23 protein-coding genes, 1 tRNA gene, 1 other RNA gene and 1 riboswitch are annotated in these 26,566 nt (G+C 61.3%); of the genes, 4 read left to right on the top strand and 21 right to left on the bottom strand.

The features are described from left to right. Positions 1–146: 146 nt before the first annotated feature. Positions 147–1,964 carry a 2-isopropylmalate synthase gene (gene leuA, locus HMPREF2562_RS05955; protein ID WP_070549758.1) on the top strand — a complete coding sequence of 606 codons (1,818 nt, stop codon included), beginning with the start codon at positions 147–149 and terminating at the stop codon, positions 1,962–1,964. 118 nt (positions 1,965–2,082) lie between these two features. Here the strand turns inward: leuA and HMPREF2562_RS05950 are convergent, their stop codons facing one another. Then, on the bottom strand, positions 2,083–3,123 hold the full coding sequence (locus tag HMPREF2562_RS05950) for a hypothetical protein (protein WP_070549757.1): 1,041 nt from the start codon (positions 3,121–3,123) through the stop codon (positions 2,083–2,085). A gap of 414 nt (positions 3,124–3,537) precedes the next feature. On the opposite strand from HMPREF2562_RS05950, the gene HMPREF2562_RS05945 reads away from it, so the two are divergent. After that, a complete protein-coding gene (locus tag HMPREF2562_RS05945) occupies positions 3,538–4,860 on the top strand; it encodes an exonuclease domain-containing protein (RefSeq protein WP_083295707.1) in 1,323 nt (440 codons plus the stop codon). A 59-nt stretch (positions 4,861–4,919) separates the two neighbouring features. On the opposite strand, the gene HMPREF2562_RS05940 is transcribed toward HMPREF2562_RS05945, so the two are convergent. The 4 genes from HMPREF2562_RS05940 to HMPREF2562_RS05925 all read right to left on the bottom strand — a co-directional run bounded on the left by HMPREF2562_RS05940 (position 4,920) and on the right by HMPREF2562_RS05925 (position 7,213). Beyond that, the gene (locus HMPREF2562_RS05940; RefSeq protein WP_049190150.1) at positions 4,920–5,366 is read right to left on the bottom strand and encodes a thiol-disulfide oxidoreductase DCC family protein; all 447 of its coding nucleotides are present in this window, start codon (positions 5,364–5,366) and stop codon (positions 4,920–4,922) included. Next, positions 5,363–5,866: a PIN domain-containing protein gene (locus tag HMPREF2562_RS05935; RefSeq protein WP_141744776.1), complete on the bottom strand. Its 504-nt coding sequence runs from the start codon at positions 5,864–5,866 to the stop codon at positions 5,363–5,365. Before HMPREF2562_RS05935 ends, HMPREF2562_RS05940 begins: the two co-directional genes overlap by 4 nt. Positions 5,867–5,962: 96 nt before the next feature. Beyond that, positions 5,963–6,862: an ImmA/IrrE family metallo-endopeptidase gene (locus tag HMPREF2562_RS05930; protein WP_070549755.1), complete on the bottom strand. Its 900-nt coding sequence runs from the start codon at positions 6,860–6,862 to the stop codon at positions 5,963–5,965. A gap of 12 nt (positions 6,863–6,874) precedes the next feature. After that, positions 6,875–7,213, bottom strand: a complete 339-nt coding sequence (locus HMPREF2562_RS05925) for a helix-turn-helix domain-containing protein (protein ID WP_049190157.1) — start codon at positions 7,211–7,213, stop codon at positions 6,875–6,877. A 289-nt stretch (positions 7,214–7,502) separates the two neighbouring features. On the opposite strand from HMPREF2562_RS05925, the gene HMPREF2562_RS05920 reads away from it, so the two are divergent. Both HMPREF2562_RS05920 and HMPREF2562_RS05915 read left to right on the top strand, forming a co-directional pair. Then, positions 7,503–8,912, top strand: coding sequence for a MurT ligase domain-containing protein (locus HMPREF2562_RS05920; RefSeq protein WP_246819333.1), 1,410 nt, complete (start codon positions 7,503–7,505; stop codon positions 8,910–8,912). Beyond that, positions 8,913–9,725 (top strand): type 1 glutamine amidotransferase, encoded by an 813-nt coding sequence (locus HMPREF2562_RS05915; RefSeq protein WP_070549754.1) that lies wholly within the window; start codon positions 8,913–8,915, stop codon positions 9,723–9,725. 56 nt (positions 9,726–9,781) lie between these two features. On the opposite strand, the gene recR is transcribed toward HMPREF2562_RS05915, so the two are convergent. The 16 genes from recR to HMPREF2562_RS05835 all read right to left on the bottom strand — a co-directional run bounded on the left by recR (position 9,782) and on the right by HMPREF2562_RS05835 (position 26,543). Then, complete coding sequence (gene recR / locus HMPREF2562_RS05910; protein ID WP_038627355.1) at positions 9,782–10,408, bottom strand: recombination mediator RecR; 627 nt, start codon at positions 10,406–10,408, stop codon at positions 9,782–9,784. A 37-nt stretch (positions 10,409–10,445) separates the two neighbouring features. Then, positions 10,446–10,769: a YbaB/EbfC family nucleoid-associated protein gene (locus HMPREF2562_RS05905; RefSeq protein ID WP_005511884.1), complete on the bottom strand. Its 324-nt coding sequence runs from the start codon at positions 10,767–10,769 to the stop codon at positions 10,446–10,448. A gap of 113 nt (positions 10,770–10,882) precedes the next feature. Continuing rightward, positions 10,883–13,915 (bottom strand): DNA polymerase III subunit gamma and tau, encoded by a 3,033-nt coding sequence (locus HMPREF2562_RS05900; protein WP_070549753.1) that lies wholly within the window; start codon positions 13,913–13,915, stop codon positions 10,883–10,885. 30 nt (positions 13,916–13,945) lie between these two features. Next, positions 13,946–14,671 (bottom strand): suppressor of fused domain protein, encoded by a 726-nt coding sequence (locus tag HMPREF2562_RS05895; protein WP_005511889.1) that lies wholly within the window; start codon positions 14,669–14,671, stop codon positions 13,946–13,948. A 34-nt stretch (positions 14,672–14,705) separates the two neighbouring features. Further along, positions 14,706–15,977, bottom strand: a complete 1,272-nt coding sequence (locus HMPREF2562_RS05890) for an aspartate aminotransferase type Ic (RefSeq protein ID WP_187269755.1) — start codon at positions 15,975–15,977, stop codon at positions 14,706–14,708. A gap of 125 nt (positions 15,978–16,102) precedes the next feature. Beyond that, on the bottom strand, positions 16,103–17,572 hold the full coding sequence (locus tag HMPREF2562_RS05885) for a SulP family inorganic anion transporter (RefSeq protein WP_070438855.1): 1,470 nt from the start codon (positions 17,570–17,572) through the stop codon (positions 16,103–16,105). Positions 17,573–17,895: 323 nt separating this feature from the next. Further along, an RNA gene (gene ffs, locus HMPREF2562_RS05880) (signal recognition particle sRNA small type) lies at positions 17,896–17,990 on the bottom strand. A 245-nt stretch (positions 17,991–18,235) separates the two neighbouring features. Continuing rightward, positions 18,236–18,321, bottom strand: a tRNA-Ser gene (locus HMPREF2562_RS05875). A gap of 174 nt (positions 18,322–18,495) precedes the next feature. Continuing rightward, on the bottom strand, positions 18,496–18,843 hold the full coding sequence (locus tag HMPREF2562_RS05870; protein ID WP_049190165.1) for a metal-sensitive transcriptional regulator: 348 nt from the start codon (positions 18,841–18,843) through the stop codon (positions 18,496–18,498). A 3-nt stretch (positions 18,844–18,846) separates the two neighbouring features. Continuing rightward, the gene (locus HMPREF2562_RS05865; RefSeq protein ID WP_070549752.1) at positions 18,847–21,045 is read right to left on the bottom strand and encodes a heavy metal translocating P-type ATPase; all 2,199 of its coding nucleotides are present in this window, start codon (positions 21,043–21,045) and stop codon (positions 18,847–18,849) included. Positions 21,046–21,065: 20 nt separating this feature from the next. Further along, the gene (locus HMPREF2562_RS05860; protein ID WP_049172422.1) at positions 21,066–21,275 is read right to left on the bottom strand and encodes a heavy-metal-associated domain-containing protein; all 210 of its coding nucleotides are present in this window, start codon (positions 21,273–21,275) and stop codon (positions 21,066–21,068) included. A gap of 37 nt (positions 21,276–21,312) precedes the next feature. Continuing rightward, on the bottom strand, positions 21,313–22,491 hold the full coding sequence (locus HMPREF2562_RS05855) for an HNH endonuclease signature motif containing protein (protein WP_049190169.1): 1,179 nt from the start codon (positions 22,489–22,491) through the stop codon (positions 21,313–21,315). Between the two features lie 120 nt (positions 22,492–22,611). Beyond that, a complete protein-coding gene (locus HMPREF2562_RS05850; RefSeq protein ID WP_049193843.1) occupies positions 22,612–24,132 on the bottom strand; it encodes an AMP nucleosidase in 1,521 nt (506 codons plus the stop codon). A 77-nt stretch (positions 24,133–24,209) separates the two neighbouring features. Beyond that, entirely contained in the window at positions 24,210–24,563 is a 354-nt protein-coding gene (locus HMPREF2562_RS05845; protein WP_016421862.1) for a hypothetical protein, read from the bottom strand. 10 nt (positions 24,564–24,573) lie between these two features. After that, positions 24,574–24,694, bottom strand: a riboswitch (SAM riboswitch). 89 nt (positions 24,695–24,783) lie between these two features. Then, on the bottom strand, positions 24,784–26,022 hold the full coding sequence (locus HMPREF2562_RS05840; RefSeq protein ID WP_070549751.1) for an Nramp family divalent metal transporter: 1,239 nt from the start codon (positions 26,020–26,022) through the stop codon (positions 24,784–24,786). A 68-nt stretch (positions 26,023–26,090) separates the two neighbouring features. Then, positions 26,091–26,543, bottom strand: a complete 453-nt coding sequence (locus HMPREF2562_RS05835) for a flavodoxin family protein (protein ID WP_016421860.1) — start codon at positions 26,541–26,543, stop codon at positions 26,091–26,093. Positions 26,544–26,566: the final 23 nt, after the last annotated feature.

The following is a 26,566-nucleotide window of genomic DNA, read 5'->3' as shown; positions in this document are numbered from 1 at the left end:
ATATAAACAAAGGGGTAAGGTACATCACATGCAACGCGGACTACTGCTTCTATGCCGCGGCGGGGCTTGGGTTTAAGGCCGGCTCCCCGTCGCGGGGTTAGTTGTGCCGGCCTACAAGAAAAGTCCGAATTAGAAAGGCCCACAACATGTCTCCTTCCGACGCTTTTATTTCCGCTCCTTCTGTAATCTCCACTCCTGCTGGCGAGATTCCGGAAGGACAGCCTGCTTGGAATAAGCAGCGCAACTCCCAGATGGCAACCAACCGCTACCTGCCTTACGACCAGGAAGTTCAGGACTTCCAGCTGAAGGACCGCACCTGGCCGGACAAGCGCATTACTAAGGCACCGGTTTGGTGTGCCGTCGACCTGCGCGACGGCAACCAGGCACTGATTGATCCGATGAGCCCGGAGCGCAAGCGCCGCATGTTCGAGCTGCTGGTCCAGATGGGATACAAGGAAATTGAGGTCGGATTCCCGTCCGCTTCCCAGACTGACTACAACTTCGTGCGCGAGATCATTGAGAAGAACATGATCCCGGACGACGTCACCATCCAGGTTCTGGTTCAGGCTCGCGAGCACCTGATTCGCCGCACCTTCGAGGCATGTGCCGGCGCTAAGAACGTCATCGTTCACTTCTACAACTCCACCTCGATCCTGCAGCGCGATGTTGTGTTCCGTAAGGACAAGGACGCAATCAAGAAGATTGCCACCGACGCCGCAGAGCTGATTAAGACCATCGCGAAGGACTACCCGGACACCAACTGGCGTTGGGAGTACTCGCCGGAGTCCTACACCGGCACCGAGGTTGAGTACGCCAAGGAAGTTGTCGACGCCGTGGTTGATGTCATCGACCCGACGCCGGAGAACCCAATCATCATCAACCTGCCGTCGACCGTGGAGATGATCACTCCGAACGTCTACGCAGACTCCATCGAGTGGATGCACCGCAACCTCAACCGCCGCGACTCCATCATCCTGTCGCTGCACCCGCACAACGACCGCGGTACCGGCATCGCCACCGCCGAGCTGGGCTACATGGCCGGCGCCGACCGCATCGAGGGCTGCCTCTTCGGCAACGGCGAGCGCACCGGTAACGTCTGCCTGGTCACCCTGGGCCTGAACATGCTGACCCAGGGAGTCGACCCGCAAATCGACTTTTCCGACATCGATATGATCCGCCGCACCGTCGAGTACTGCAACCAGCTGCGCGTTCCGGAGCGCCACCCGTACGGCGGCGACCTGGTCTTCACCGCTTTCTCCGGTTCCCACCAGGACGCCGTGAACAAGGGCCTCGACGCAATGGCAGACAAGGTCCGCCCGGGCGCTGCCGTCAAGGAGCTTTCCGACGAGGACCTGCGCGCGGTGACCTGGGAAGTTCCTTACCTGCCTATCGACCCGAAGGACGTCGGTCGTTCTTACGAGGCCGTTATTCGCGTGAACTCCCAGTCCGGCAAGGGCGGCGTGGCCTACATCATGAAGACGGACCACGGCATGAACCTGCCGCGCTCCATGCAGGTTGAGTTCTCCTCCGTCGTGCAGGCAGTCACCGACGCCGAGGGCGGCGAAGTCAACTCCAAGGCGATTTGGGACATCTTCGCAGGTGAGTACCTGGACCGCGAAACTCCGCTCGAGCAGATTGCCCTGACTGTCGATGCCCCTCAGAACGAGTCGGATGCCACCAAGATCAAGGCTCACATCGTCTACGAGGGTAAAGAGCAGACCGTCGAGGGTGTCGGCAACGGCCCGCTGGCCGCTTACGCCAACGCCCTGGAGAAGCTCGGCATCAACGTCGAGGTTCAGGAGTACGTCCAGCACGCTCGCACCGCAGGTGACGACGCCGAGGCTGCGGCCTACGTCCTCGCAGATGTCAACGGCACCAAGGTCTGGGGCTCCGGCATCGCTGGTTCCATCACCTACGCATCGCTGAAGGCAGTCACCAGCGCGGTCAACCGCGCACTGGCTTAAACTCCACATAGTTACTGACTAGGTTTATGACACTTTCGTGGCAAAATTTGTGCTCAAAGTGTCATAAACCTAGTCACTTTCTCTTTGGGACAAACTATCCAGCGGCCCCTCGGCCCCACTACCCAATCAACGGGCCGGCATTGCGCACATCCGCACGGAAAGTCACCCCACCTGCGGCTACCACGCGTTCGCGCTCGATCAGGATTGAACGGAGCGTCGATAAGCGAACTGCGTGCAATTCCACCTCTTTCCACACCACCCGCGCGACATCCAGCCCCGTTGCGCGCAGCGAACGCTCGCGGTAAGTCTCCCGCGTGAGGAGCTCGGACTGAGCCGCGGGCGTCGGCGCGACCTCGCTCGCCGAATACTTGATGTGGCCATCGAACTCCACGACAAGCAGCAGGTCAGGGATATAAAAATCCACGCGGGCGAGAAAGTGCGGCGGATCGTGGCTGGTGCCACGCGACCAGATTTCGGCTTGCTCGTGGAATTTCAGGCCGAGTTCGAGAAGCGCGGCTTTAGTCAGCGCCTCACCGGGCGTTTCGCAACGACCATGACAGACCGCGAGCGCACGGTGAAACAGCTCTTGGCCCCGCACGCTGGGATAATGCACCGGGAGCTCCTCCAGCTGATCGCGCGTGGCGCCATGCCGCAGCGCACCTTCGACAGCCAACACCGCCGCCCGCCACGACACGGACTCCGGCCCCTTCTGCCTGAACCGGACGCGACACTCATCAAAGGCCGCACGCGCGAGCACCGCGATCCGCCGGTCCGCGAGCCCCTGCGTGTGATCCAGATGGATCTCCGAGCGCAAGCGCATGCAATAGTCGATGCCGTGGAACTCCTGACTCCCGCCCACGACCACAATCTTCGCATCGCGCACCAGCACCCACGAACCGTGCAAGGCCAGCGCTGCAGCTCCCGAAATAATGCCTGACGACGTCTCGGAGACCACCGCCAAAGCAGTAATAGCCAGGCGTTTCTCGCGGTGGAGCCCCTCCCAGGCGTGCGCGACTACATAGTGACCTCGGCAAAGCCGCTCCAGATAACCGGCCCGCGCTTGCCTTGCGACCTCGCGGTATCCATTCCCCGGCTGGTCATCCGGCCTAATGATTCCAAACTGGTCCGCCACCAGTTGCTTGCGTTTCTTGTTGACCATTTCTCCCCCGCCCCGTGGTTGTTGTCCTGTGGCTGTTGCCCCGTGGTAGTTATTTCGTCCCTATTTTTGTGGCGCTGTTTTGTGGCTCTATTTGTGGCGCTATTTGTGGCCTTGGCTTGTGGCACTGTTTTGTGGCCCCTATTTAATAAGGCGCGGAAATTGCCCTCGCGGTTCCATTCCTTTTCGGCTGAGCACCCAGTCGGGGGAAAACTTTTGGGCCTTGCGTGGTTTTTGTAGTTTGCGTGGTTTACGGGACCCGTGTGACCGTGCCCCACGGTCCTTCTGAGCTTGAGGCCGAGCTAGTGCCCAAGTTACTGACTAGGTTTATGACACTTTCGTGGCAAATTTTGTGCTCAAAGTGTCATAAACCTAGTCACTTTCTCCGCGGGTGAGCGCACCCGCTAGTCTTGAGGCATGACTGAATCGGCGCGCGAGGAGCGCAAAGCGACTGGGACCTCTTCTCAGACGAAGAGGCGGCGGCGGAATCGTCGCCGTTCTCAACGCGCGTCGGCAGCGGGCGCGAAAACACCACCAACAGCACCGGCTTCCACCACAACGGACGCAGCCACCACCGACGCGGCTACTACCGGCGCAATCGCAACCGGCGCGAGTACCGCTGGCACACCCACAACGGCCACAACCACACCGGCCACAGCCGAGACCGCTGCGACAAAGGCTGCTGACGAGCACAAACAGTTCTCGTCGGCTGAGGAAGCTCCTTACGCAATCGTGTCTATCCAGGCCACGGGCATCCATCCCAAGACGTCTCGGCTGGTCAGCCTGGGAGTGTCTACCGCCGACGGCAGCGGCAACATCGTGGACACCTGGCATGTCGTCATCGATCCCACAGAAGATCCCGGCCCGACGCACCTTCACGGCCTCGAGCCCGCGGACTTCGAGGGAGCCCCGAAGTTCGGGGTGATCCAGGCCAAGCTCGCGCACGCGCTCGATGGGCGCACGCTGGTTGCTCATAATGCACCGCTGGTCTGGGGTTTTATAGTTGCCGAGGCCAAGAGGGCCCGTCGTCAAGCGAATCGTGAGCGATCCGCGCGGAATAAGCGGGGGCGTCGTCGTACGCGCACTCGCGTCGCGAGAATTCCGGCGCCCGCACGGATTGCCGATACGTTGGAAACGGCGCGCCGCCAGGGCAAACGGCTTGACGACGCTCGCCTGCGCGCCGTCGCGCGCGCCTACGGCCTCGATGTGCCTTCACCCGAGGCATCGATTGCCGGCATCTCGGTGCCGGAGCGGGTGCGGACGTTGGATGACGTCACCACCACGCTTGCGCTCTTCCGCGCACAGGGCGGGCTCGACGAGGGTACAACCCTGAACATGTACACGCCCGACCAGCTGCGCGAGGACATTGTGGGCCTGCAGCGCTCGGTAGTGCGTGTCGACGCGATGGAAGCGCCGCGCCCCGTGGAGAACCCCGGCCGTTATACGCCGGGGCGGAAGCTCGCGACGGGCATGGAGTTCGTCGTGGCGCCAGAGGTGTCGCTGGACCCGGATGAGCTGATTGCGGCGGGCGTGCGGGCTGGGCTGGCGTACTCGGAGAAGGTCACGCGAGAGTCATCGGTGCTGGTGTGTAACCGACCTGCGGATGTGACACCGGATCAACTGACGGGCAAGGCCATGCATGCCCACCGGAAGGACATTCCGATCGTTTCCGATGAGGCATTCTTGCGACTGGTCGGAGAGATGTCGCCGGCCGCTGTGAAGGACGAGGCTAACGGCTGACTCGGTGGCTGCTCATTGGGTAATTGCAGTGGCACTGGGGCAACGGGCCTGCCGGATAGTCATCTTGTGGAGTCTAGTTTGCAGGCGTTAAGCCCCAGGACCGCGCTGATTCTGTGACGGTTGGAAGCGACAACCTTATAGATAAAGCTCCACAGTTTTGTCAGTGGCGGGAAGAGCAGGAATGTGCCCGCACATCGGAATAGTGCCTTGGTGCCGCCCTCACGCAAGGCGATACCTATCGCCTCGTGGCCGTACCGAAATTCTCGGCCGCTCTTAGCACCAGGTTCACCGACTGCTGCTTCGGCTGGGATTGTGGCGACCGCCGGGGTTGGAAGCATGGCGACCGCCTCAGCTGAGATGTGTTGACGAACTTCCTCTGGCAAGGACTGGTCTTCGGGACTAGCACCAATCATGCGGACACCACTGAGTTTGGCCAGAAGGGTCACGCTTGCCTCGCAGAACCCACAATCGCGGTCGTAGTAGAAAGTGATGTCAGGGTTCATCATTTTTCGGCGGCCTTTTTATACAGACTCTTGCCATTAAGTTTGGTGTGCTCAAAATTGACTAGGACATCAAATTTCTGGAGGTCTTCCCAAATTTCCTTGGCTTGCCCGCGCGACCCAATAGAGCCCGACTTCACGCATTGCAGTAGCACGTGCTCGGTATTGAAAATGTATCCAGCTTCTTGCTTCCGCGCTAGCTCACAGGCATCACCATCATCCATGATGAGCGCAGTGGCTACGCCCTTACCCTGATCTTTCGCATAAAGACAATGGGCGATAGCGATGTACTCTCCCAGGCGTTTAGCTTTGCCCCCTTGAAAGGTATAGCCAGGACCAGAATAGAGGCGAACATAGGGATAAAGTTTTTTGTGGTCATCGTCGAGAACTTCGACATTCGGGTGCCCCAGAAACCAATCCCAGTGTCTCTTTCCGCAGTTGAAGCGCCGTTTATCCAATTTGCGTTCGACTTCATTTTTGACTGCTCCTGGAATGCTGATGGTCATCTTGCCTGCGAAGTCGAGCAAATACTGGTGATTCTTCGAACATACGAAATTAAGAAGTACGCTTGTATCAGCTATTAGGAGGTAACCAGCCATCGTTTATTGGGCGCTTTCTAAACTATCGGGACCATCGCCGAAGAAAGCGTCTAGTTCCGCGAAGGGATCTGCTTCCGTGTCAGCCGCATCCTGATTCTGCACATTCGCATCATGCCTCAATGGCGGTAACTGTGACTGCGATGCACTTATCAGCTCCTTCACCTCATCGACACTGCTCATTTCAGCAAAAGCAATGCTGGGAAGGTCGACTATCCCCTGTTCGTAAGCGCGATATACGTCTTTCACCAACCGCGCTGATGGTTGCACTAGTTCGGAGACCTTTCCCGCGCGGTCATAGTCAGCTTTCCAGCCATACCGGGCAGCCAGCGTGGGAGCTGATACACCTTTCAGTTCTTCCGATTGCCCTTCGCTAATGAGGTCTGCGCGCCTCATCTGAATAAGTGCGACTCGCGGCGAAATTTGATACTTGCGAACGACATGGGACAACGCAGCAAGGACGTCACCTCCACCGATAAGCTCGCCGAGGTTCTGGTCTGTTTTCAACCCATCAGTTGGGCAGAGCACATTACGAGCGAAGGCATCAGCACGAACTTCCTGATAATCACGCTTGCCACAGGCGTATATTCCAGGCTCAGAGTGCTCATCATCTGCAACGATTTTCGAGGACTCGAAATCATTGGAAACAAAATGCCCAATTTCATGCGCAACGGTAAACCGCTGACGGTAAGGAACGGATGACTTCGCAATTCCAATGACTGTCGCTCCCGTCACGGGGTCACGCAAAGCAAGTGCATCAACATTGGCTGGTAAATCCAGAATCATAAAATCTGCATTAACCAACTGCATAAAGCCAGCGATGTCGGCGATTGGATCATTTCCTAGGGTGTGCTTCTTGCGGAACTCTATAGCAAGGTCGAGCCCCTCCTTGCTCGCACTGCACATGGGGAACCCTCCTTAATTTTGAGTTAGCAGCACTCGAAGCTGCAGGTAAGGCAAAAGCATCTCCCGCGCTCCCTTAACACTCGCGCCATCCTGTGAAGTGCGGGCCACGGCCTGCACACGCTGGCTGACCGGGTTTTCCTCCACAAGTTCATCCAACGGCACGCCAAGAGCCCACGCAAGCGCCATAACCTGCTCAAGTGAGTAAGTCGCCTTGCCATTTTCCAGGCGACTGACTGCAGATTGCGACACCACACCATCGGTGGCGTCAGCCAAATCACGTGTGGTCATGCCACGATTTGTGCGCAACTGATGCAAGCGCGCGCCGAAGAAGTTGCTTTCTGTATTAGCCATACCTCTTCCCCCTTATCTGCTAGTGGACAGTATAGGGCAACACATGAATCAAAACAATAATTCTTTGATTCAGTGCTTGAATTCGATTCCTCAAATACGCTTTCTCACCTCGGTAATCTCCTTCCTCTCTTCCGCCGCATGACCGCCTAATCCCCGAAGATCAACATGATCGCAATCACCTCAAAGTTCAGATTTCAAGGCTCCGCAGGGAGACCTCCCACAAATCCCATCAGGCCTCACAGGCCTGCTTCTTAGGCCTAGCCCTTTCGTGCGCGTAATATTTACACACATGACAAATGGCACCTCTCCGCAATCGCATTCCGCTGATAGCGCGGATGCCAGCCCGCACGGTACTGCTTCGAGTGGCTCCCGCGACTCGAATAGTTCTCGTGGCCTGCGCGGCACCGGCGCCCGCCTGCGCGCCGGCCTCGCCACATCCGCCGCTCACGCCGCCACCTGGGCCTCCCGGAAGTCCGGTCGCGGCGCGGGTGGCATGATTGGTGGCCTGATTGCGCAGAAGATTGACCCGCGCATTCTGGCTTCCCTCGGCAAGGGACGCCCGGCCGCGATCATCACTGGCACCAACGGCAAGTCCACCACCACCCGTATGTTCGCGGCCGCCATGCGCGCCGCTGGCCACAACGTGGCCACCAACGAAGGCGGCGACAACATGGACGCGGGCATCATCTCCGCGCTGCTCGCTACTCCCGATGCGGACAGCCTGGTCCTGGAAGTCGATGAGCTGCACGTCCCGCACATCGCAGAGGATCTGAAACCGCAGGTCCTGGTGCTGCTGAACCTTTCCCGCGACCAGCTCGACCGCGTCGGCGAGATCAACAAGATTGAGGCCACACTCCGCGCTGCGGTGGACGCTAACCCGCAGGCGACGGTCATCGCCAACTGCGACGACCCACTCATCGCATCGGCTGCGTGGGATGCCAAGAAGGTTATTTGGGTCTCCGCGGGCGGCGGCTGGACCAACGATGCCACCTCCTCCCCGCGCACCGGCGGCCCTATCATCCAGGACGGCCACGACTGGTATGCCGTGAAGCCACTCCCGGACGGCTCGGAGTTTAAGCGCCCTGAGCCGGACTACCGCATCACTGCGGAGGGAGTCATCACGCCTGCTGGCGACACCCTGCCGATGAACCTCACGCTGCCGGGCAACGCCAACCGCGGCAACGCCACCTTGGCAATCGCGGGCGCTGTCGATATGGGCGCGGACCTGGGGAAGTCCCTCCGGGCCACCGAGACCGTCGACAACGTTGCGGGCCGCTACTCCACCATGGTTGTGAGAGATGACAAAGGCGCCGAGAAGCACGTGCGCATGCTGTTGGCCAAGAACCCGGCCGGCTGGCAGGAGGCGCTGTCCATGGTCGACCGCACCGCAGATGCAGTGGTCATCGCAGTCAACGGTCACGTCGCTGACGGCGAGGATCTGTCCTGGCTGTGGGATGTCCGCTTCGAGGACTTCGACGGCATGGATGTGCTGTCCGCGGGCGAACGCGGAACTGACCTCGCGGTGCGGTTGCTGTATGCGGGCATCGATGCGAGGTTGGTCGCAAATCCGCTGCAGGCGATCCGGTCGTGTGAGGCGCGGGGGTCGTCGTCAAGCGTCACCCGAGTTGAGGTGCTGGCGAACTACACCGCCTTCCGCGATTTGAAGCGCGACATCGAACGAGCACAGGAGGAAAAGTAAATGAGCGAGCTGTCTATCGGCCTGATCCTCCCGGACGTGCTGGGCACCTACGGCGATGACGGAAATGCGCTGGTGCTGCGGCAACGCGCGCGGATGCGTGGGATTGACGCCGAGATTGTCCCGATCAAGCTGGGCGATGCCGTCCCCACCGACCTGGATATCTACACCGTCGGCGGCGGCGAGGACGTCGCACAAACCATCGCGGTGGAGCATCTGATCAATGACGGCGGCATCAAAAAGGCAGCCGAGGCCGGGAAGCAGATCCTCGCGATTTGCGCGGGCTTCCAGATCTTCGGCAATTCCTTCCGCGCGGGCGGACGCGACGTCGCAGGTCTCGGCCTTGTCGACTGCACCACTGATTCACTCGAGTCGCGCGCGATCGGCGAAATCTGCACGCTCGTCGATCCCACGAACGGTTTGCTTGACGACGTCGACGCCAGCCCACTGACTGGCTTCGAAAACCACATGGGTCGCACGACCCTGGGTGCCGATGCGAAGCCGCTTGGTCGGGTTGTCCGTGGCGTGGGCAATACCGGCCCGGAAGTGGAGCAGGCGGACTCCGGGATTGCTCCGGGAGTGGATGTTTCTGCACTCACACCGACCGGTGGCGTCGAAGGCGCGGTGCAGGGCTCGATTATCTGTACCTACCTGCACGGACCTGTGTTGGCTCGCAATCCGCAGCTGGCTGATCTGCTGCTGGCCCGCGCGACCAACCAGGACCTGTCGAGCCTGGCTCCGCTAGACCTCGAGGTAGTGGATAAGCTGCGCGAAGAACGCATCCTGTCCAAGCCGCGTCCGAAGAGCGAGCGCTAGTTTTTGTGGTTTCGCGCGACCGGCCGAGCTGACTGGTCAGCGGCCGGTTGGCGGGCCTAGACCTTCAGCCGGCCCGTCAGCGCGCGGGACAAGGTGAGTTCATCGACGAACTCCAAGTCACCGCCGAGCGGCATGCCGGAGGCCAACCGAGTGACCTCGAGATCCGGGAAGTCCCGGAGCAGCCGGGCCAAATAGGTCGCGGTTGCTTCGCCCTCGGTGTTGGGGTCAGTCGCGATGATGACCTCGTGGATTTCGGGGGGCTCGGTCTCGTCGACGTCGTCAAGCACGCCGGCGATACGTTGCAGCAGCGTGCGGATATTGAGCTCGTTCGGACCGATGCCGCCGAGCGGATCGAGCGCCCCGCCGAGCACGTGGTAGCGACCGTTGTACTCCCCCGTGCGCTCGATGGCCTGGATATCGCGCGCCTCTTCAACGACGCACACCAGACCACGGTCGCGGCGTGTGTCCGAGCAGTACTGGCACACGTCGCTTTCCGAGATGTTGCCGCAGACCCGGCAGAATTGCACACCCTCGCGCACCCGCCCCAGCGCGGATTGGAGTCGCCCGATGTCCTCCGGCTCCGCCTTCATCAAGTAGAAAGCGATACGCTGAGCTGACTTCGGGCCGATGCCCGGCAGGCGCGAGAACTCATCAATGAGATCTTGGAGTGGTCCCTCGAACAATGATAATTACCTACAATTACTGGTCTGAAAAGCTAATTTAGAAACCGAGGCCACCGAGACCGTCGAAGCCCTGGGACAGCGGGCCCATCTTCTGCTCTGCCAGCGACTGCACCTTAGCGGTAGCGTCCTGGAAAGCTGCGAGGACCAGGTCCTGCAGCCCGTCGACATCCTCCGGGTCTACGACCTTCGGATCAATGGCGATGTCCGTGACCTCGCCCGAGCCCTGCATAGTCACCTTGACCAGACCGCCACCGGCCTCACCGACGATGGTGGAGGCGACGATCTCCTGCTGTGCTGCCTGCAGCTGCGCCTGCATCTGCTGTGCCTGCTGCAGAATTGCGTTCATATCTGGCTGAGTCATAACTAACTTTCCTAACTATTGTGCTTTTTACGTGCTGATTTATAGTTACGCGCACGCTTAAAGGCTCATCGCCCTTGCTTTACGACGCGCATCGCCGCCCCATTCTAACGGCTCTAGCGGTCTTCTAGCGGTTTGGCTCCCAGCTCCTTTTCCAGCATCTCCATGACCACGTCCTTTAGCGAACGGTGATCGAGCGACCCGACCTCGTTCGCGGCCTCGAAATACTCGGAGGTGTCCTCTTCGTAGTTGTTGTCCTGCAGGTTTTGGGAAACCGGGTTGTAGGTGGTGTTGGCGTTGGACGGGGTGCGCGAACCGTAGCCCCCTGCGCCCTCTGCGCCCTCTGGCGGAGCGAACTCCTCCATGGGCTCTGGTGGCAGCGGGACGCCGCCGAAGCCCGAATCCTGATTGGCCTGAGCTTGGGCATTTGCCTGGGCATTGACTTGCGCCGCGCGCAGGAACGACTGCGGCTGCGGCTGGTTTGGCTGCTGTTGCGGCTGTTGATGGACCGGGTTCGGGTTCGGCTGAGTCGGTTGGCTTGGCTGGCTTTGCTGATGTGGCTGCGCTGGCTGGTCGTGACCTGCCTGGTGACCCATCGCAGCACGCTTGGCAGCCTCGATTTTTGCGCGGCGTTCCGCAACAGATGCGTAGGCCGACGACCGCTGAGGGCGCGGTGCGGGCTCTGGCTGCGCCTGCGGTTCCGGTTGCGTCGGCTTCTCGGGCTCGGGTGCTTTCGGCTGTGCCGATGCTGCTGGTGTCGGTGCAGGGGCGGTGTCGTTCGGCGAGGACGAACCTCTTGACGACGAATCATCCTCCCCAGCAACGCCACCTGTAGCTGTTGAACGCGGTGCGCGCGGGCGCGTACCGACGACACAGTGCACCTGGCCGTTGAAACCCGTCACCTGCTTTACGGCAGCAGACAGTGCCTGTTCGTAATCAGGCGTATTGAGCCTGGTAGCGAGCGCTCCTGTGCTGTGGCCGATGATGAGCGTATCGTTTTCGACATCGAGTGGCACTGCCTGTTCAGCCAGCACGCGAATGGGGAACGCGTGCGGGCCGTCAACAGCTGCAAGGATGTCCTGCCAGCGCTCGCGGATTTGCTCGATACCGGCGGGTGCAGGTTCGGGCTCCGGCTGTGGTGTTGGTTCCGGTTGCGGTGCTGGCTCTGGTGCTGGCTGAACCTGCGGTTCCGGCTGCGATTCTGGCGACTGAGTAGTCTGCGTTGGCTGTTCAGGCTGCTCGGGCTGGGCGGCCTGAGTTGGCCGTGCCGACTCGGCTGATTGCTCCGGCTGTGCTGGTTGCTCCGGCTGTGGGGCCTGAGTTGGCTGTTCAGAGTGAGCTGTCGAGGCAGAGACAACTGGCTCTTCCTCGACAATCGACATCGAGCCGCCTTCCCCCTCACGCTCGCGGGTTTGCTGCTCACGCTCCTGCGCAAGCTGCGCCCGAGTCTGCTGCTCGCTGATGCGGGCATGCTCCGCCATCTTCCGACGGAACTCACGAATCTTCTCCGCCTGAGCTTCTTCCTCGGACATCGGCTGCTCAGCCGGTTCAGACTGCTGCGGTTGTTCGGCCTGCTGAGGCTGTTCAACTGATTCGGCCTGCGTAGGCTGTTCAGGCTGTTCAGGCTGTTCAGGCTGTTCAGCGGTCGCAGTAGGTGCTTCTGGTGCAGGCTGCGGCTCAGTCACCGACTCCTGCGACACCGGTGCCGCTGCCGCTGGTGCAGGCTGCTGCTGAACAGGTTCAGGCTGGGACTGAGGCTGCGACGGTGTCTGCGCTGGCGCTGCCTGCCCAGCACGACTGCCCTGGGTCTGCGCACCCTTCTTACGCTGGGCATTCCGCTGGCGCCATGCCTCACGAGCCGACTGGCCAGACTGCATCGGCGAAGCATCGGCCTCAGCCGCACCCGACCCCGGCCCCGCATCGGAAGACACCGGTGCCGATGCGGGGGTTGCGGCCCCCGAGCCGTCGGCAAGCGCGGGCCTGCCGTGTTCCAACGCCTCTACGCGCTGCAGCAGCGACTCCACGGAGTCTTCGGTGGCGGGCAGGAGCATGCGCGCACAGAGGACTTCGAGCAGCAGGCGCGGCGACGTCACGCCGCGGAAGTGCCGCAGACCATCAGAGAGCACCTGCGTGAAGCGCGTCAGCGTCGCCGGGGGAATTGTCCCGGCCTGCTCCAGGACACCGTCGATTTGGCTCTCCGGGATCTCCACCAAGCCCTGCTCCAGCGCATTCGGCACTGCGGACAGCACCAGCAAATCACGCACCCGGCCAAGCAGATCCGAGGCAAACCGCGCCGGATCCTGACCCGACATAATCACACGCCCGACCACGCTAAACATGGCCGCACGATCGCCCGCTGCCAGCGCCTCAATCGCATCCGTGATGATCACGCTGTCAGTGACACCGAGAATGGCCGCAGACGTTTCATAATCCACGCCATTGGTGCCGGAACCGGCAATGAGCTGATCCATAACCGACAGCGAGTCACGCGGCGAACCACCACCGGCCTGGATGACCAGCGGATACACGTCCGGCTCTACCCGCACGCCCTCGGCCGTGACCACACGCTCAAGCAGCCCGCGCATATCCGGCGGAGTCAACAACCGGAACGGGTAGTGATGCGTACGCGAACGAATAGTCGGCAGCACACGCTCCGGCTCCGTGGTCGCAAAAATGAAGATGAGGTGCTCCGGCGGCTCCTCCACAATCTTCAAAAGCGCATTGAAACCCGAAGCGGTAATCATATGCGCCTCGTCAATAATGAAGATGCGATAGCGCGACTCCGCCGGCTGGAAGATAGCCTTTTCCCGCAGCTCACGCATATCTTCCACACCATTGTGGGAAGCCGCGTCCAGCTCAATAACGTCCAAATTGCCCGGACCGCCCGGCGCTAGCGCACGACACGACGCACACTGGCCACACGGTGTGGCCGTCGGCCCCTCCGCACAGTTCAAACTGCGCGCCATAATGCGCGCCGACGAGGTCTTGCCACAGCCACGCGGCCCGGAGAACAAATACGCATGGTTAATGCGGTTGGGACGCCCCTGCGCATCCCGAGATTCCAACGCCGCCGACAGCGGGTCAGTTACGTGCCGCTGCCCCACCACTTCGGCGAACGATGCCGGACGATACTTCCTATACAGAGCCACGTGCTCAGCCTACCTTCCACCCCGGATCGGCTAGTTCGAACCCTCCTGGGAAACAACCGACTCGCGGCACCAATCCCGCAGGTCAGCGTCCACTTCGGCCAACTTCTGCATCAGCGCCTGCGGACCCTGCTGCTCATAAAACACCAGCTCCGCATCCGTAATTGGCACCAGTTGCGTCATCGTGGTCATGCGTCCCTGCGGCGACTCCACATCGCCCTCATGCAGGCTGATCTTGCCCGGCATCTCGGACACATTCGGCACCCCGTCGCTCCACACGTACGGCACCGTGCACAGCACGTGCGCCACGGTAAAGGCCGCGCTTGACGACGACTCCCCTACCTCGGCCACCTGATCGGCCGCCAGCCGCACCGCATTCGGGATGACACGGCCCGGAATTGGCGACAGGAACTCCGGTTCTTCCTCCACCAGCGCTCCCGCGGCCGCGACCATGGTGGCCACGGGAAAATCAGCGTATGCGACGGAGAAGAGCTCCACGCGGATATCCGTCTTTGCTGCGCCGGTCAGGCCACAGTAGTTGCGGCCCAACTCCACGGTGGCGGCTGCCGTTTCCGGACGACGCTCGTTCGCTTGGCCGTCCGGCCCGTCGTAAAGTGAGAACTCAGCGACCCGAAGCGGAGCCGAATCGTGTTCCTGCCCGTGCCGACCACTGCCCGGCAGCTCCGTCACATACTCGCTGACCTGGGGTTCTCCGGGGAAAAGCCCGGAGATCCAAAACTTCGTCTCTTCGAAGTTCATATAGTCCTATCCCGACCTACCTGGCCTGCTTAACCTACGCAGTCGCCTTCTCAGCGGCGGCGAGCAGCACACAGGTAGCGACGCCATCCATAGCAACCTCGAGCTCCTCCATCGGAGGCAGCGACGGTGCCAGGCGGATATTGCGATTATTCGGATCCTGCTTCAGCGGGAAGGAAGAACCAGAACCGGTCAGCGCAATGCCGGCCTCCTTGGCCAGCTCCACCACGCGACGAGCAGTGCCATCGACCACGTCGAGGTTGATGAAGTAACCGCCGGTCGGCTTCGACCACTCTGCCACGCCGTACTCCGACAGGCGCTCATCCAGAATCTGCAGAACCTTCTCAAACTTCGGAGCCAGCGAACCTGCATGACGACGCATCTGCTCACGCACGCCCTCCGCGTCACCGAAGAACTTGGCGTGAGCCAACTGGTTGACCTTGTTCGGGCCAATGCCGCGGATACCAGCGTGCTTGAGGTAATCCTCCAAGTTGGCGTCCGAGGAAGCGTAGAAAGCAATACCAGCGCCTGCGAAGGTAATCTTCGAGGTCGAGCCGAATGCCCACACGCGGTTCGGGTTACCGGCCTCTTCCGCCCACTTAATGACGTTGTGAATCTCCGGGAACTCATCCGTCAGCGTGTGAACCATGTAGGCGTTATCCCACATCAGACGGAAATCCGGAGCGGCGGTCTCCATTTCAACCAGACGGCGGCAGACCTCAGCGCTGTAGGTCACACCCGTCGGATTCGAGAACATCGGGACATTCCACATGCCCTTAATCTGCGGGTCGGAGGCAACCAGCTTCTCCACGACATCCATATCCGGACCGTCTTCGTTCAACGGCACCTGAATCATTTCAATGCCGAAGTGCTGCGTGATAGCAAAGTGCCGGTCATACCCCGGAACCGGGCACAGCCACTTCAGCACCGGCTCCTCGTTCCACGGGCGCTCCGAGTCCACGTTGCCGAACTGCATGGCCCACGAAATCAGGTCAAACTGGATGTTCAGGCTGGAAGCATCCTGCGCCAGGACGTTTTCCACCGGCAGATCCATCAGTTCCGCCCAGATAGCGCGGATATCAGTAATGCCCTTGGCGTTGCCGTAATTGCGGACATCCTCCCCAGAAGCCGAAATGTAATCCGGCGCCGGGAGACCCAGCAGGGCGTTTGCGAAATCAAGCTGTTCCGACGACGGCTTACCACGAGTCAAATTCAGTGCGAGGTTGCGGGACTTCAGTTCCTCATATGCCTTCGCAAACTCATCCTTGTGTGCCGCCAACTGCTGAACATCGAAGGAATCCACGGCCATGGTGTACGCACCCTCCCAGGTATCGGACATAAGTTAAAACCTGACAAAACTGGCACGGAAAGCTTTTTCCCCGCGCCGCATCCGGCTTTGCAACCAAGTGTAAGGCATACCCCGGATTGGGATTTCTACAACTTCCCCGACAGCGCATCCAGACGCTGCTTACTCGGCCCCTCCAAGCCGATAATTTCTACCTCTTTGCCCCGGTCAGCAAACTTGACCCGCACGGAATCTAACGCCGCCACCGTGGAAGCATCCCAAATCTCAGCCTCAGACATATCGATGACAATCCGCTGCGCAGGATCGGTGTAGTCGAATTGGTACACCAGGTCGTTACTGGAGGCGAAGAACAACTGACCCCGCACCTTGTACGTCCGGGAGTGGGCGCTGGGGTCGTCGTCAAGCACTTCAATCCTGACCAGGTGAGCGACACGGCGCGCGAACATCAGCGACGCCACGACCACACCCAAAATCACCCCGATGGCGAGGTTATCCGTCGCCAGCGTGGCGATGACCGTCACCAGCATCACCGCCGTCTCCGAACGCGGCATCAGGCGCAACGTCCGCGGGGAAATCGAGCGCCAATCGACCGTGTCCACCGACACCACGACCATCACCGCAACCAGCGCCGCCATCGGAATCACTCCAACTGCAGAACTGAGCAGAAGGACCAGAATGAGCAGGAAGACACCGGAAAAGAGCGTCGTCAAGCGAGTGCGTCCCGACGATTCCTTCACACCCACCATCGTCTGACCAATCATCGCGCAGCCAGCGATACCGCCGAAGAAACCGCCCGCGATGTTCGCCACACCCAGCCCCCACGTCTCGCGGGTCTTGTCCGAATGCGTATCCGTGATGTCGTCCACGAGCTTCGCCGTCATCAGCGATTCCATGATGCCGACAATCGCCACGCCCACCGAATACGGCGCAATCAGCTGCAGAGTCTCCCAGGTCAGGGGCACATTCGGGATCAGCAGCTGCGGGAGGGATTCCGGAAGCTCGCCCATATCGCTCACGTTCGGCACGCGCCAATTCGCCAACACCGCAACAAGCGTGACGACGATCACCGTTACCAGCGGAGCCGGAATCGCGGTGAACACGCGGGGCAGGAACACCATAATCGCAATACCCAGAGCGACCAGCGGATACACCAACCAGGGCACATCGATGAGATGCTCGAGCTGCGCAGTGAAAATGAGGATACCCAGCGCGTTAACAAAGCCAATCATGACCGCGCGCGGAATGAAACGCTGCAGCTTAGCGATACCCAGCGCCGCAAAAGCAATCTGCAACACACCCGCGAGCAGCACCGTTGGAATGAGGTAATCCATCCCGTACGTCCGCGACAACGGCGCGACGACGAGCGCAACCGAACCAGCGGCAGCAGTAATCATGGCCGGGCGGCCACCCGTAAAGGCAATCACAATGGCCATAATCACCGAGCTAAACAGCCCCACCGCCGGGTCCACGCCCGCCAGGATGGAAAACGAGATGACCTCGGGGATTAGCGCGAACGACACCGCAGCACCGGCCAGCAGCTCGGTGCGCAGGCGCTTCGGTGAAGAAACTGCGAACCGGAAGGAGTCCCACACGCCCATTGGCGCTGGGGTTTCTCGGGTTTCTGGTGGTCCTGGAGTTTCTAGCGGTTCTCGTGTTGTCTGTGGTGGCACTCGCGTGTCGTCTGCATCGCTCATGCACAGTATTCTGCCAGACCAGCGAACGCGAAACGCGACCACTTGTGGCCAAGGTATTCACCTATCGATGCGCTGCAGCGTGGCCATAAGTGAATAGCTCATCGATAGGTGAAATGGCCTGGCCAATATCGCGGGGATAAGTGCCGAAAAACATCGATAGGTCACAGGAAACCGTCGACAAGTGCCCGAAACCTTGCCACAAGTGCCAGAAGAACGCTGGGGTTAAAAAAAGGGGACCCCACGCACCCGTCAGAGCTCGCTGACCCTTGCTGCATTCCTGCCCTGGGGGAGTTCACGAGATGGACGCCACATGGGATCCGTGAAGACAGCCTACTACAGGCCCAGGCAAAAAGTCACACTGCTAGCGCTCGCCGCACCGTTCAGCGAAGAACTGCCACACTAATCAGCGCACTGCCACCACGGATTCGTCACCAGTTTCGTGACAGCATTCATGACAGCTTTCATGACAGTTCCCCGCCTCCCCGCAGCCCCCGGCATACACTGCAAATCCACTCACCTGCATAAATACAAGAAAACCCCCGGCGTAAACCGGGGGTCTTCACTCTGCGGAGGATGTGGGATTTGAACCCACGAGGGATGTGACTCCCGCACGCGTTCCAGGCGTGTGACATAGGCCGCTAGTCGAATCCTCCAACGTCGTTAAAGACTACCCAACAAACCCCATTTTCCCAAAACGCGCCCCCTACCAGGGAAAACGAGGCATTTAAGCGGTACTTCTTCGCAATCGGTGCCACCAACAGCAACCAACTCCGGTTGCCGACTGCCGACTGCCGTTTCGCCCCCCACTCCCGGAATTTTTCCGGGAGTTACTTAGCCAGCCGAGCGATTGCCGCCGATGCCTCCTCCAACTTGGCATCCAACTCTTCCTGGCCGCCCTCAGCCGCATGCACCACACAGTGATGAAGATGAGCATCCAAAAGAGTCAACGCCAACGACTTCAACGCCGAATTCACCGCCGAAATCTGGGTCAAAACATCGATACAGTACTCTTCGTTCTCAATCATCCGACCAATGCCACGAACCTGCCCCTCAATGCGACGAATACGGGACTCATAACGCCGCTTCTCCGCGAGATAACCGGGATCACTGGCGTTATGGCAGCAAGAATCGTCGTCAAGCGAATGCGATTGAGACGAACAACAAGACTCACTCATGAGTTACTCCTTTTGGTTATCTAGTTGACTCGGAGAAAAACCGCGCAGACGCAGACTGTTGCCGACCACAAAAACCGACGAAAACGCCATCGCAGCGCCAGCCAACATCGGATTCAACAACCCCAGCGCGGCGACAGGAATTGCCAAAACGTTATAGAAAAACGCCCAAAAAAGATTCGAACGGATTGTGCGGAGCGTCTGGCGAGACAACCGCAGCGCATCCGCAGCCGCCAACAAATCACCACGCACCAGCGTGATATCCGCGGCCTCCATCGCCACATCGGTGCCCGTGCCCATCGCCATGCCCAAATCCGCCTGCGCCAGAGCCGCAGCATCATTAATGCCATCGCCGACCATCGCCACGGACGCGCCGCTCGCCTGCAACTTCTCAATCGTCGCGACCTTATCCTCCGGCATCACTCCCGAAATCACATCCTCGCGAGCAATACCGACCTCATCCGCAACCCGAAACGCAGGGCCGGCGGCGTCGCCGGTCAGCAAAATCGGCCGCACCCCCCACTCCCGGAATTTCGCGACCGCAGCCGCCGACGTCGGCTTCACCGAATCCGACACCTCCAACGTGCCCAGGAGCTCGCCGTCGCGGCGCACCGCAACCACCGTCCCCCCACTCCCGGAATTTTCCCCGGAGCGGCCGACCTCGATGCGGTGGCCATCCACGGTGCCTTCAACCCCCACTCCCGGAATATCCCGGAAATCCGAAACCGGGAGTAGAGAATCCGGATCCGCCGCACGCACAATAGCCTGCGCAATCGGGTGATGCGACGCCGCCTCCACCGAAGCGGCAAGCGGCAGCAGATTTTCGGGAGTGGGAGGGACCTCCGTCAACTCCATCACACCCGTAGTCACCGTGCCGGTCTTATCCAGCACAACCGTGTCGACCTTCCGCGCCGACTCCAGCACCTCCGGGCCACGCAGCAGCACACCAGCCTTGGCACCTTCACTCGTGCCGACCAGGAGCGCTGTGGGCGTCGCTAAGCCAAGCGCACACGGGCACGCGATGATGAGCACGGCGACCGCAGCCGTGACCGCCTCACTCGCGCCGTGCCCCGTAAGCAACCACGCGCCCAGCGTGACCGCGGCGATCGCGATGACGGCGGGCACGAACACTCCCGAAACCCGATCCGCCAGCCGCTGCACCGGCGCCTTACCCGTCTGCGCCGCCTCGACCATCGCCGCCATCTGCGCCAACTGCGTCTCCGAGCCCACGCGCGTCGCCCGCACGAGCAGCCGCCCTGACGTATTGATTGTCGCTCCCGTCACCTCATCGCCAGGGCCGACCTCGACAGGCATCGGTTCGCCGGTCAGCATCGACGCATCCACCGCCGACGCGCCCTCCACGACAACGCCGTCCGTCGCGATCTTCTCACCAGGCCTAACGACGAACACCACTCCCGGACGGAGCTGTTCCACGGGCAGCCGCTTCTCCACTCCCGAACTTTCGAGAACGGAGACATCCTTGGCGCCAAGCTTCATCAACTCCCGGAGTGCCTGACCGGCGTTGCGCTTGGAGCGCTTCTCGAAGTAACGACCAATCAGCACAAACATGATGATGCCGGCCATCGCCTCGAGGTAGATGTTCATATCGGCATCACCAGGAGTGACCGTGAAGTGGAACTCGTGCTTGAGCCCCGGCAGCCCGGCACGCCCGAAGAACAACGCCCACACACTCCAGAGGAACGAAGCGGTCGTCCCCATAGTGATTAGCGTGTCCATGGTGACCTCGCCATGACGCAGATTCTTCAGTGTCGCGCGGTGGAACGGCCAGCCGGCCCACACAAAGACCGGCGCCGAGAGCGTGAGACACAGCCACTGCCAATTAGTGAACTGGAGGGCAGGAATCATCGACATTGCGATGACGGGAGCAGTGAGGATGACAGCGCCGATGACTCGGTTGCGCAGGTCTTCCAGCTCCCGGTCTTTCCCTTCGGGAGCAGCACCCGGTTCCTGTTCGGGCTCCTCCTGCGGAAGCTCAGCGGTGTACCCCGCTGCCACGATTGTGTCGATCAGTTGCTGCGGGTTGATGTCCGCCGGCGCCTCCACATGCGCCTTCTCGGTCGCATAGTTCACGCTCGCGTTAACGCCATCAAGTTTGTTCAGCTTGCGTTGGATACGGTTTGCGCACGACGCACACGTCATCCCGCCGACGGGGATATCAAGGGTGAGAAGTTGCTGCTCAGACATCCGCTTTCCTCTTTGGGGGTTTAGTTTGCGACCGCCTTGTAGCCAGCTTCATCCACTGCTGCGATTACGGCAGCGGTGTCAATGTCTGCATCCGAGGTCACGGAAAGGAAATTCCGGGAGCGGTCAACCTGGACATCAGTGATTCCCGGGAGTTCAGAGACTTCCTCCCGCACCGATGCCTCGCAGTGTCCGCATGTCATGCCAGTAACAGTAAAAGTTTGATTAGCCATACCCCAATATATACCCCCTATGGGTATATCTGTAAAGCTATTCGCGCTGACGGTAGCCCGAGTAGGCCCGCCCCGCGAGAGCTGTCGGGAAGGCAAGGTTGAATTCGGGCGGCGCGTGCGGAGACGGCGGGTGGCGGTAGACCGCGCCGGAGCCGTCGTCACGCTCGAGGTGCCCGTTGAGGCCTTGCCTGTCGTCATCGTTGGCGGCGTTGTGTTCTTTGCAGGTCATGACCATGTTTTCCATAGTCGTGGCGCCGCCGTTTTTCCTGGCGACCAGGTGATGGGCCTGCCCAGCGTGGGCGGGGCGCGGGCACCCGGGCCACGCGCAGATGGGGTTGTCGAGGATCATCGCGATGCGCTGTTCCTCCGTCGCCAGGCGCGGGTTGTGTATCGGGAGTAGGTCGGTCGGCGTGTTGTGCTCGTCGTAGACCAGCACCCAGCCGGTGTCCGCGAGCAATGCCTCGACGAATTGTCCGGGAGTGAGGACGGAGCCGTTGGAGGTCGCCGCAAACCGCGGGCTGTACTCCACGATGTCTTGCGCGGTTACGATGAGCGCGGGCTGGTAACGGAGCTTGTCGACGTCGTCAAGCGGCCCCTCCGCCCCGTGTGCCAAGCGTTCTGCCAGCGCCTGACCGACACACCGATCCCGGGTGTAATCCTCGTGCGCTTTGGCGATTTCAGCTGCGCGCACGGTCAGCGGCGCGACCAGGTCGTCAATCATGTTCGCCGGACCGGTGACCTGCAGATGCTTCATCCCGCGGATGTCCGGATTCCGGGAGACGTGGGCGCGCAGGTGCTGCGGCGGCTCGTCGGTGCGGTTGAGCTCCTTGACCTTGGTGCGCATGTAGGTGTCGAGGCCCTCGAAGTCGTATGCTGCGGCGGCGCGGGTGAAGTCCAGGCGGTAGTACTCCCGGATTTCGACGTTGTTGAGTTGCCCGGAGCGCTTGTCGATCTGCATGACCGTGTCCAGCGACAGCTTCAGCTCCCGGGCGATCGCGACGGCTTTGTCGCGGGATTCGACATCCATATCGCCCTCGACCGTGCCGAACAGCCGCTCGGCACAGCGCAGCAGGCGCTTGAGGCGGAAGGGGTCGAAGCCGATGCTGGCTGCCAACTCCCGGTGCCCGGTGGATTTTTCCGGGAGTGCGGCGCGCAGGTCGGCGAGCACGTCAATACCCCGTGTCGCCAGCGCGCTGAGCAGTCCCAATGTCGTCATGGGGCTAAGGCTAGTTTCCGGGAGTGGGCGGCTTCAATCGCTTTTTGGCGTTGTCCACAGCCATCGTAAAGCATGCACAATCTGCACAAACGGGCTTGACGACGCACTCCCGAAAGTGCCCTACCGGAACGCGACCTCTCCCACCGGCCGACGTAACTTCCGGGAGTGGAGGGTGTCGGGAGCCGCGGCCATGTCCTCGCACGCGCGCACGGCGGCCATGAGGTGCTCTTCCTTGGAGGATTGGTAGAACTCGCGGGCAGATTTCGGGAGTTTGGGTTTGTCGTGCAGCGGCATGTCGGAGACGCTGAGCAGCGCGCCGTAGGGCACGCGGAAGCGGTAGCCGTTGGCGGCGATGGTGGCGGATTCCATTTCGACGCCGATGGCGGTGGATTTCTGCAGCTCCCGGTAGAGGTCGGCCTGGGAGCGCCACTCCCAGTTGCGGTCGGAGGTCGACAGTACGGTGCCGGTGCGCAGGCGCTTTTTCAGCTCATCGCCGGTGAGTCCGGAGACGCGGGCGAGTGCATTGGTGACGGCGAGCTGAATTTCCGCAATCGGCGGGATGGGCTTTTCCAGGGGCACGTAGTTGTCGAGGACTCCGTCGGCGCGGTCGTAGCCGTTGGCGAGAATCATGTCGCCGATGCGCATGCGGCCGTCGAGGCCGGCGCAGTGTCCGACCATCATCCAGCAGTGCGGACGCGTGACGGCGAGACAGTCGGTGATGGTTTTGGCGTTCGAGGGGCCGACGCCGATGTCGATGATGGTGATGCCGCATTGGTCGTCGCGGAGCAAGTGGTACGCCGGCATCTGCGAGGCGTGCGCGTGCTGACGGCAAACTCCGGGAGTGGGGATGGCGCCGATGTCGTAGCGCTGCCCACCCGGGCACGCCAGCGCCGTGTACCCGTGCGGATTTCCGGGAGTGAGGGTGGCGGCGTATTCGAGGAACACGTCCGTGTGCAGCTGGTAGTTGGTGAACAGCACGAAGCGCTGGATGTTTGCGGCGTGCGACCCGGTGTAGTGCTCGAGGCGCTGGAGGGCGAGGTCGATGCGCTGGGCGGTAAAGAGGCTCAAGGGTTTGATGAGCAGGCCCAGGTAGTCGGCTTCGCCGTCGGCGATGGTGTCGTCGATGCTGGCGGAGTCGATGGGGGTAAACGTCTTCTCCACTGCCGCCAGCATGCTTGCCGACGCCCCTTCCCTCCCCGCCGCTTCCTCGGCAGCCGCATCGAAGCCGCGGCACATCCGGAGTGGGATGGGCTGGTCGGAGACGCGCACCTCGACTTCGCCGCCGTGATTGGCGAGCAGGTCGTTGATTTGCTCGATGAGGTAGGTGCGGAACATCACCGGGCGGGTGATGGTGGTGGCATACACTCCCGGGCGGTCGACGAAGCCGTGCGACAGGGAGGGGTCGACATCCTCGACGGCGCTGCCGGCCGGGACGGTGAAGCGTAGTTCGGGGTAGTAGGCGCGCACCGGCCCACTCCCGGAATTTCCTTCGGTGGCGGCGGTGTACTGCTCGACTAGGTAGGCCATCCCTGCCCGGTGGATTTCGGTGAGCCGGTCGACGGCTGCGGCGGCGTCGGTGTAGAAGTCGCCTTCGCCTTCGGTGGGCCAGAACGGGGGTGTTGCGGAGTCTCGTACCTGCATAGCCCAAGGCTAGGCGGAGAGGTTCCCGCTCGCATCCGCGCCGCGCTCATCACGCCAGGCACGCTCACGCAACCAGCTCAGTGCCGGCTCCACACTCCCTCGCGGCTGCGGCGGACCTCAAAGACCTGGTGCACATGGTAGCCGCCGATGGTGGGGATGGTGAGGAAGTGACGACCGTCGTCAAGCTCGTGCCAGAGTATGCGGCCGTAGCGTACGCCGTCGCGGACGTGGGCGCTGAGGTAGTCGGCGCGTTGCTGGCCGCGGAGGGTGGCGTAGAAGGCGGGGTCGACGGGTAGTTGGACGAGATTCCGGGAGTGGGGGTCGATGTCGGCTTCTTGCAGCCGGATGGCGACGGGTCGGCCGTCGACGAGAAGGTCAGCGGTGTGACGGCTGAGATGGATGATGTGGACGTCGCTTATTGTGGTGTGCATTTGGCGCTCCTATTCGCTCTTCCCCGCAGGCGGTCTGTGGGGCTGATCTTCCTTTGGGGCACCGGGTCCGCGAATCGGGCGGTTGCCTATCGACGCTGTCAAAGGCCATTTCTCGTCGATATCTTGTGATCGTGCCGCCCACCCTAACACCAACTAGACAGCTTTGTCTACCATCTCCCGCACGCTTTACGACGAGGCCCCCACCTCCCCCTCCCGGAAGCTACCCCTTCCCCGTCAGCACCAGGACCACCAGCGCCACGTTGAGCGCGATGATGAGCCCGCAGATAACCCACGCGACCCGGCGCAGTAGTGGGGTGTTGGCCCAGATGCCCATCTCGGCACGCGAGGAGGTCATGCGCACCAGCGGGACCAGCGCAAACGGGATGCCAATCGACAGCACCACCTGGCTGAGCACCAGCGCCCACGTCGGCTCCACGCCGCTGGCGATAATGAGCAGCGCCGGAATGATGGTGACTATTCGGCGCACCAGCAGTGGCACACGCACCTTCAGCAGGTCGCGCATAATCAGGTCACCGGCGTAGCAACCGACAGAGGACGACGCCAGCCCGGAGGCCAACAGCCCAACACCGAAGAGCACGCCCACCACGGGACCAAGCACGCTGGTCACGGCGGCGTGAGCACCTTCGATGGAGTCAGTCCCCTCCACTCCCGGAAGCGCTTCGGCCGCCAGACACAGCATGCCGATATTCACCGACCCAGCCAGCACGAGGGCACCGAAGACATCGAGGCGCGTGGCCCGCAGGTGCTGGCGCAGCGAGGAGTCATCTTCCACCTTGTACTCGCGGTCGCGCACCAGCCCGGAGTGCAGGTAGACCGCATGCGGCATCACGGTCGCACCCAGCATGGATGCCGCCAGCACCACGGTGTGCGCGCCTTGGAAGCGCGGCAGAATTCCGCTGGCCATCTCCCCGAGACTCAGGCCCGTGACAAACAGCCCGGCCAGGAACCCCACCGTAATGACCAGCAGGAACGCCACAATCACGCCCTCAAAAGTGCGTTGCGAACGCCCACCCTGAAGCAACAACAGCCCCAGCGAGACCACGCCAACAATGACACCGCCAAGCAGCATCGGCGTCCCAAAGAGCAGGTACAGCGCCGTGGCGCCACCAATAATTTCCGCCACATCCGTCGCTGCCGCCACAATCTCGGCCTGCACCCAGTACGCCAGCCGCCCCGGCCGGTTCGAACCGAAGCGGTCGGCGACACCTTCGGTCAGCGACCGCCCCGTCACCAGGCCGTACTTCGCCGACAGGTACTGCACAACCATCGCCATGAGGTTGGACACCACCAACACCCACAGCAGCAGATACCCGTAGCTCGCGCCCGCAGACAGGTTCGCAGCCACATTTCCGGGGTCCACGTAGGCAATCGCTGCCACAAAAGCAGGCCCCAGCAGACTCATCATGGGCTTGCGGTTTTTCTCGCTTGACGACGTCACTTGCGACCCTTGTGCCCCTGAATCATTCACCCGGCCATTATTTCACGGCCTCGACACTAAATCTTCAATCAGCCCAAAATTTGGGCAGCCATGGTGCCACCGAGATTTACCAGGCGGTCGGAGATGTCGTCGTCAAGCGAACCGACAAACACGACGGGCTCGGCCGCAAGCTCCCACTTGTAGCCGGTCGTGATGGTTTTCATGGCGTTTTCCGCCCCGGTGGTGTCGAAGCCGCCGCGGATCCAGTAGGAAAATGGCAGCCCCTTGGTAACTTCCTGCGCCTCCCGGAAGGTGGTGTCGAAGAAGTGCTTGAGCGCGCCGGAGATGTATCCAAAGTTGGCGGAGGTGCCGAGCAGGATAGCGTCAGCGCTGGTCAGGTCATCGATGGTGGCGTCGAGAGCCTCGACGACCTTGACATCCACGCCCTCTAGCGCGGGGTCGTTGGCCCCCTCGAGCGCATGGCTTAAGACTTCCTGCAGAAGCGGGGTCGGGGAATGGTGGACGACTAGAAGAGTAGGCATGCCCCGAGGGTATCGGCAGTGAT

The organism is Corynebacterium sp. HMSC077G07, from assembly GCF_001809225.1.
Classification (GTDB): Bacteria; Actinomycetota; Actinomycetes; order Mycobacteriales; family Mycobacteriaceae; genus Corynebacterium; species Corynebacterium jeikeium_D.
Note: the sequence above shows the minus strand (reverse complement) of the source record. Positions and strands in the feature narration are given on the sequence as shown.

Coding starts and splice junctions, on each gene's coding strand:
- leuA (WP_070549758.1), top strand. CDS start 147: ATGTCTCCTTCCGACGCTTTTATTTCCGCTCCTTCTGTAATCTCCACT.
- HMPREF2562_RS05950 (WP_070549757.1), bottom strand. CDS start 3,123: ATGGTCAACAAGAAACGCAAGCAACTGGTGGCGGACCAGTTTGGAATC.
- HMPREF2562_RS05945 (WP_083295707.1), top strand. CDS start 3,538: ATGACTGAATCGGCGCGCGAGGAGCGCAAAGCGACTGGGACCTCTTCT.
- HMPREF2562_RS05940 (WP_049190150.1), bottom strand. CDS start 5,366: ATGATGAACCCTGACATCACTTTCTACTACGACCGCGATTGTGGGTTC.
- HMPREF2562_RS05935 (WP_141744776.1), bottom strand. CDS start 5,866: ATGACCATCAGCATTCCAGGAGCAGTCAAAAATGAAGTCGAACGCAAA.
- HMPREF2562_RS05930 (WP_070549755.1), bottom strand. CDS start 6,862: ATGTGCAGTGCGAGCAAGGAGGGGCTCGACCTTGCTATAGAGTTCCGC.
- HMPREF2562_RS05925 (WP_049190157.1), bottom strand. CDS start 7,213: ATGGCTAATACAGAAAGCAACTTCTTCGGCGCGCGCTTGCATCAGTTG.
- HMPREF2562_RS05920 (WP_246819333.1), top strand. CDS start 7,503: ATGACAAATGGCACCTCTCCGCAATCGCATTCCGCTGATAGCGCGGAT.
- HMPREF2562_RS05915 (WP_070549754.1), top strand. CDS start 8,913: ATGAGCGAGCTGTCTATCGGCCTGATCCTCCCGGACGTGCTGGGCACC.
- HMPREF2562_RS05905 (WP_005511884.1), bottom strand. CDS start 10,769: ATGACTCAGCCAGATATGAACGCAATTCTGCAGCAGGCACAGCAGATG.
- HMPREF2562_RS05895 (WP_005511889.1), bottom strand. CDS start 14,671: ATGAACTTCGAAGAGACGAAGTTTTGGATCTCCGGGCTTTTCCCCGGA.
- HMPREF2562_RS05890 (WP_187269755.1), bottom strand. CDS start 15,977: ATGGCCGTGGATTCCTTCGATGTTCAGCAGTTGGCGGCACACAAGGAT.
- HMPREF2562_RS05885 (WP_070438855.1), bottom strand. CDS start 17,572: ATGGGCGTGTGGGACTCCTTCCGGTTCGCAGTTTCTTCACCGAAGCGC.
- HMPREF2562_RS05870 (WP_049190165.1), bottom strand. CDS start 18,843: ATGAGTGAGTCTTGTTGTTCGTCTCAATCGCATTCGCTTGACGACGAT.
- HMPREF2562_RS05865 (WP_070549752.1), bottom strand. CDS start 21,045: ATGTCTGAGCAGCAACTTCTCACCCTTGATATCCCCGTCGGCGGGATG.
- HMPREF2562_RS05860 (WP_049172422.1), bottom strand. CDS start 21,275: ATGGCTAATCAAACTTTTACTGTTACTGGCATGACATGCGGACACTGC.
- HMPREF2562_RS05855 (WP_049190169.1), bottom strand. CDS start 22,491: ATGACGACATTGGGACTGCTCAGCGCGCTGGCGACACGGGGTATTGAC.
- HMPREF2562_RS05850 (WP_049193843.1), bottom strand. CDS start 24,132: ATGCAGGTACGAGACTCCGCAACACCCCCGTTCTGGCCCACCGAAGGC.
- HMPREF2562_RS05845 (WP_016421862.1), bottom strand. CDS start 24,563: ATGCACACCACAATAAGCGACGTCCACATCATCCATCTCAGCCGTCAC.
- HMPREF2562_RS05835 (WP_016421860.1), bottom strand. CDS start 26,543: ATGCCTACTCTTCTAGTCGTCCACCATTCCCCGACCCCGCTTCTGCAG.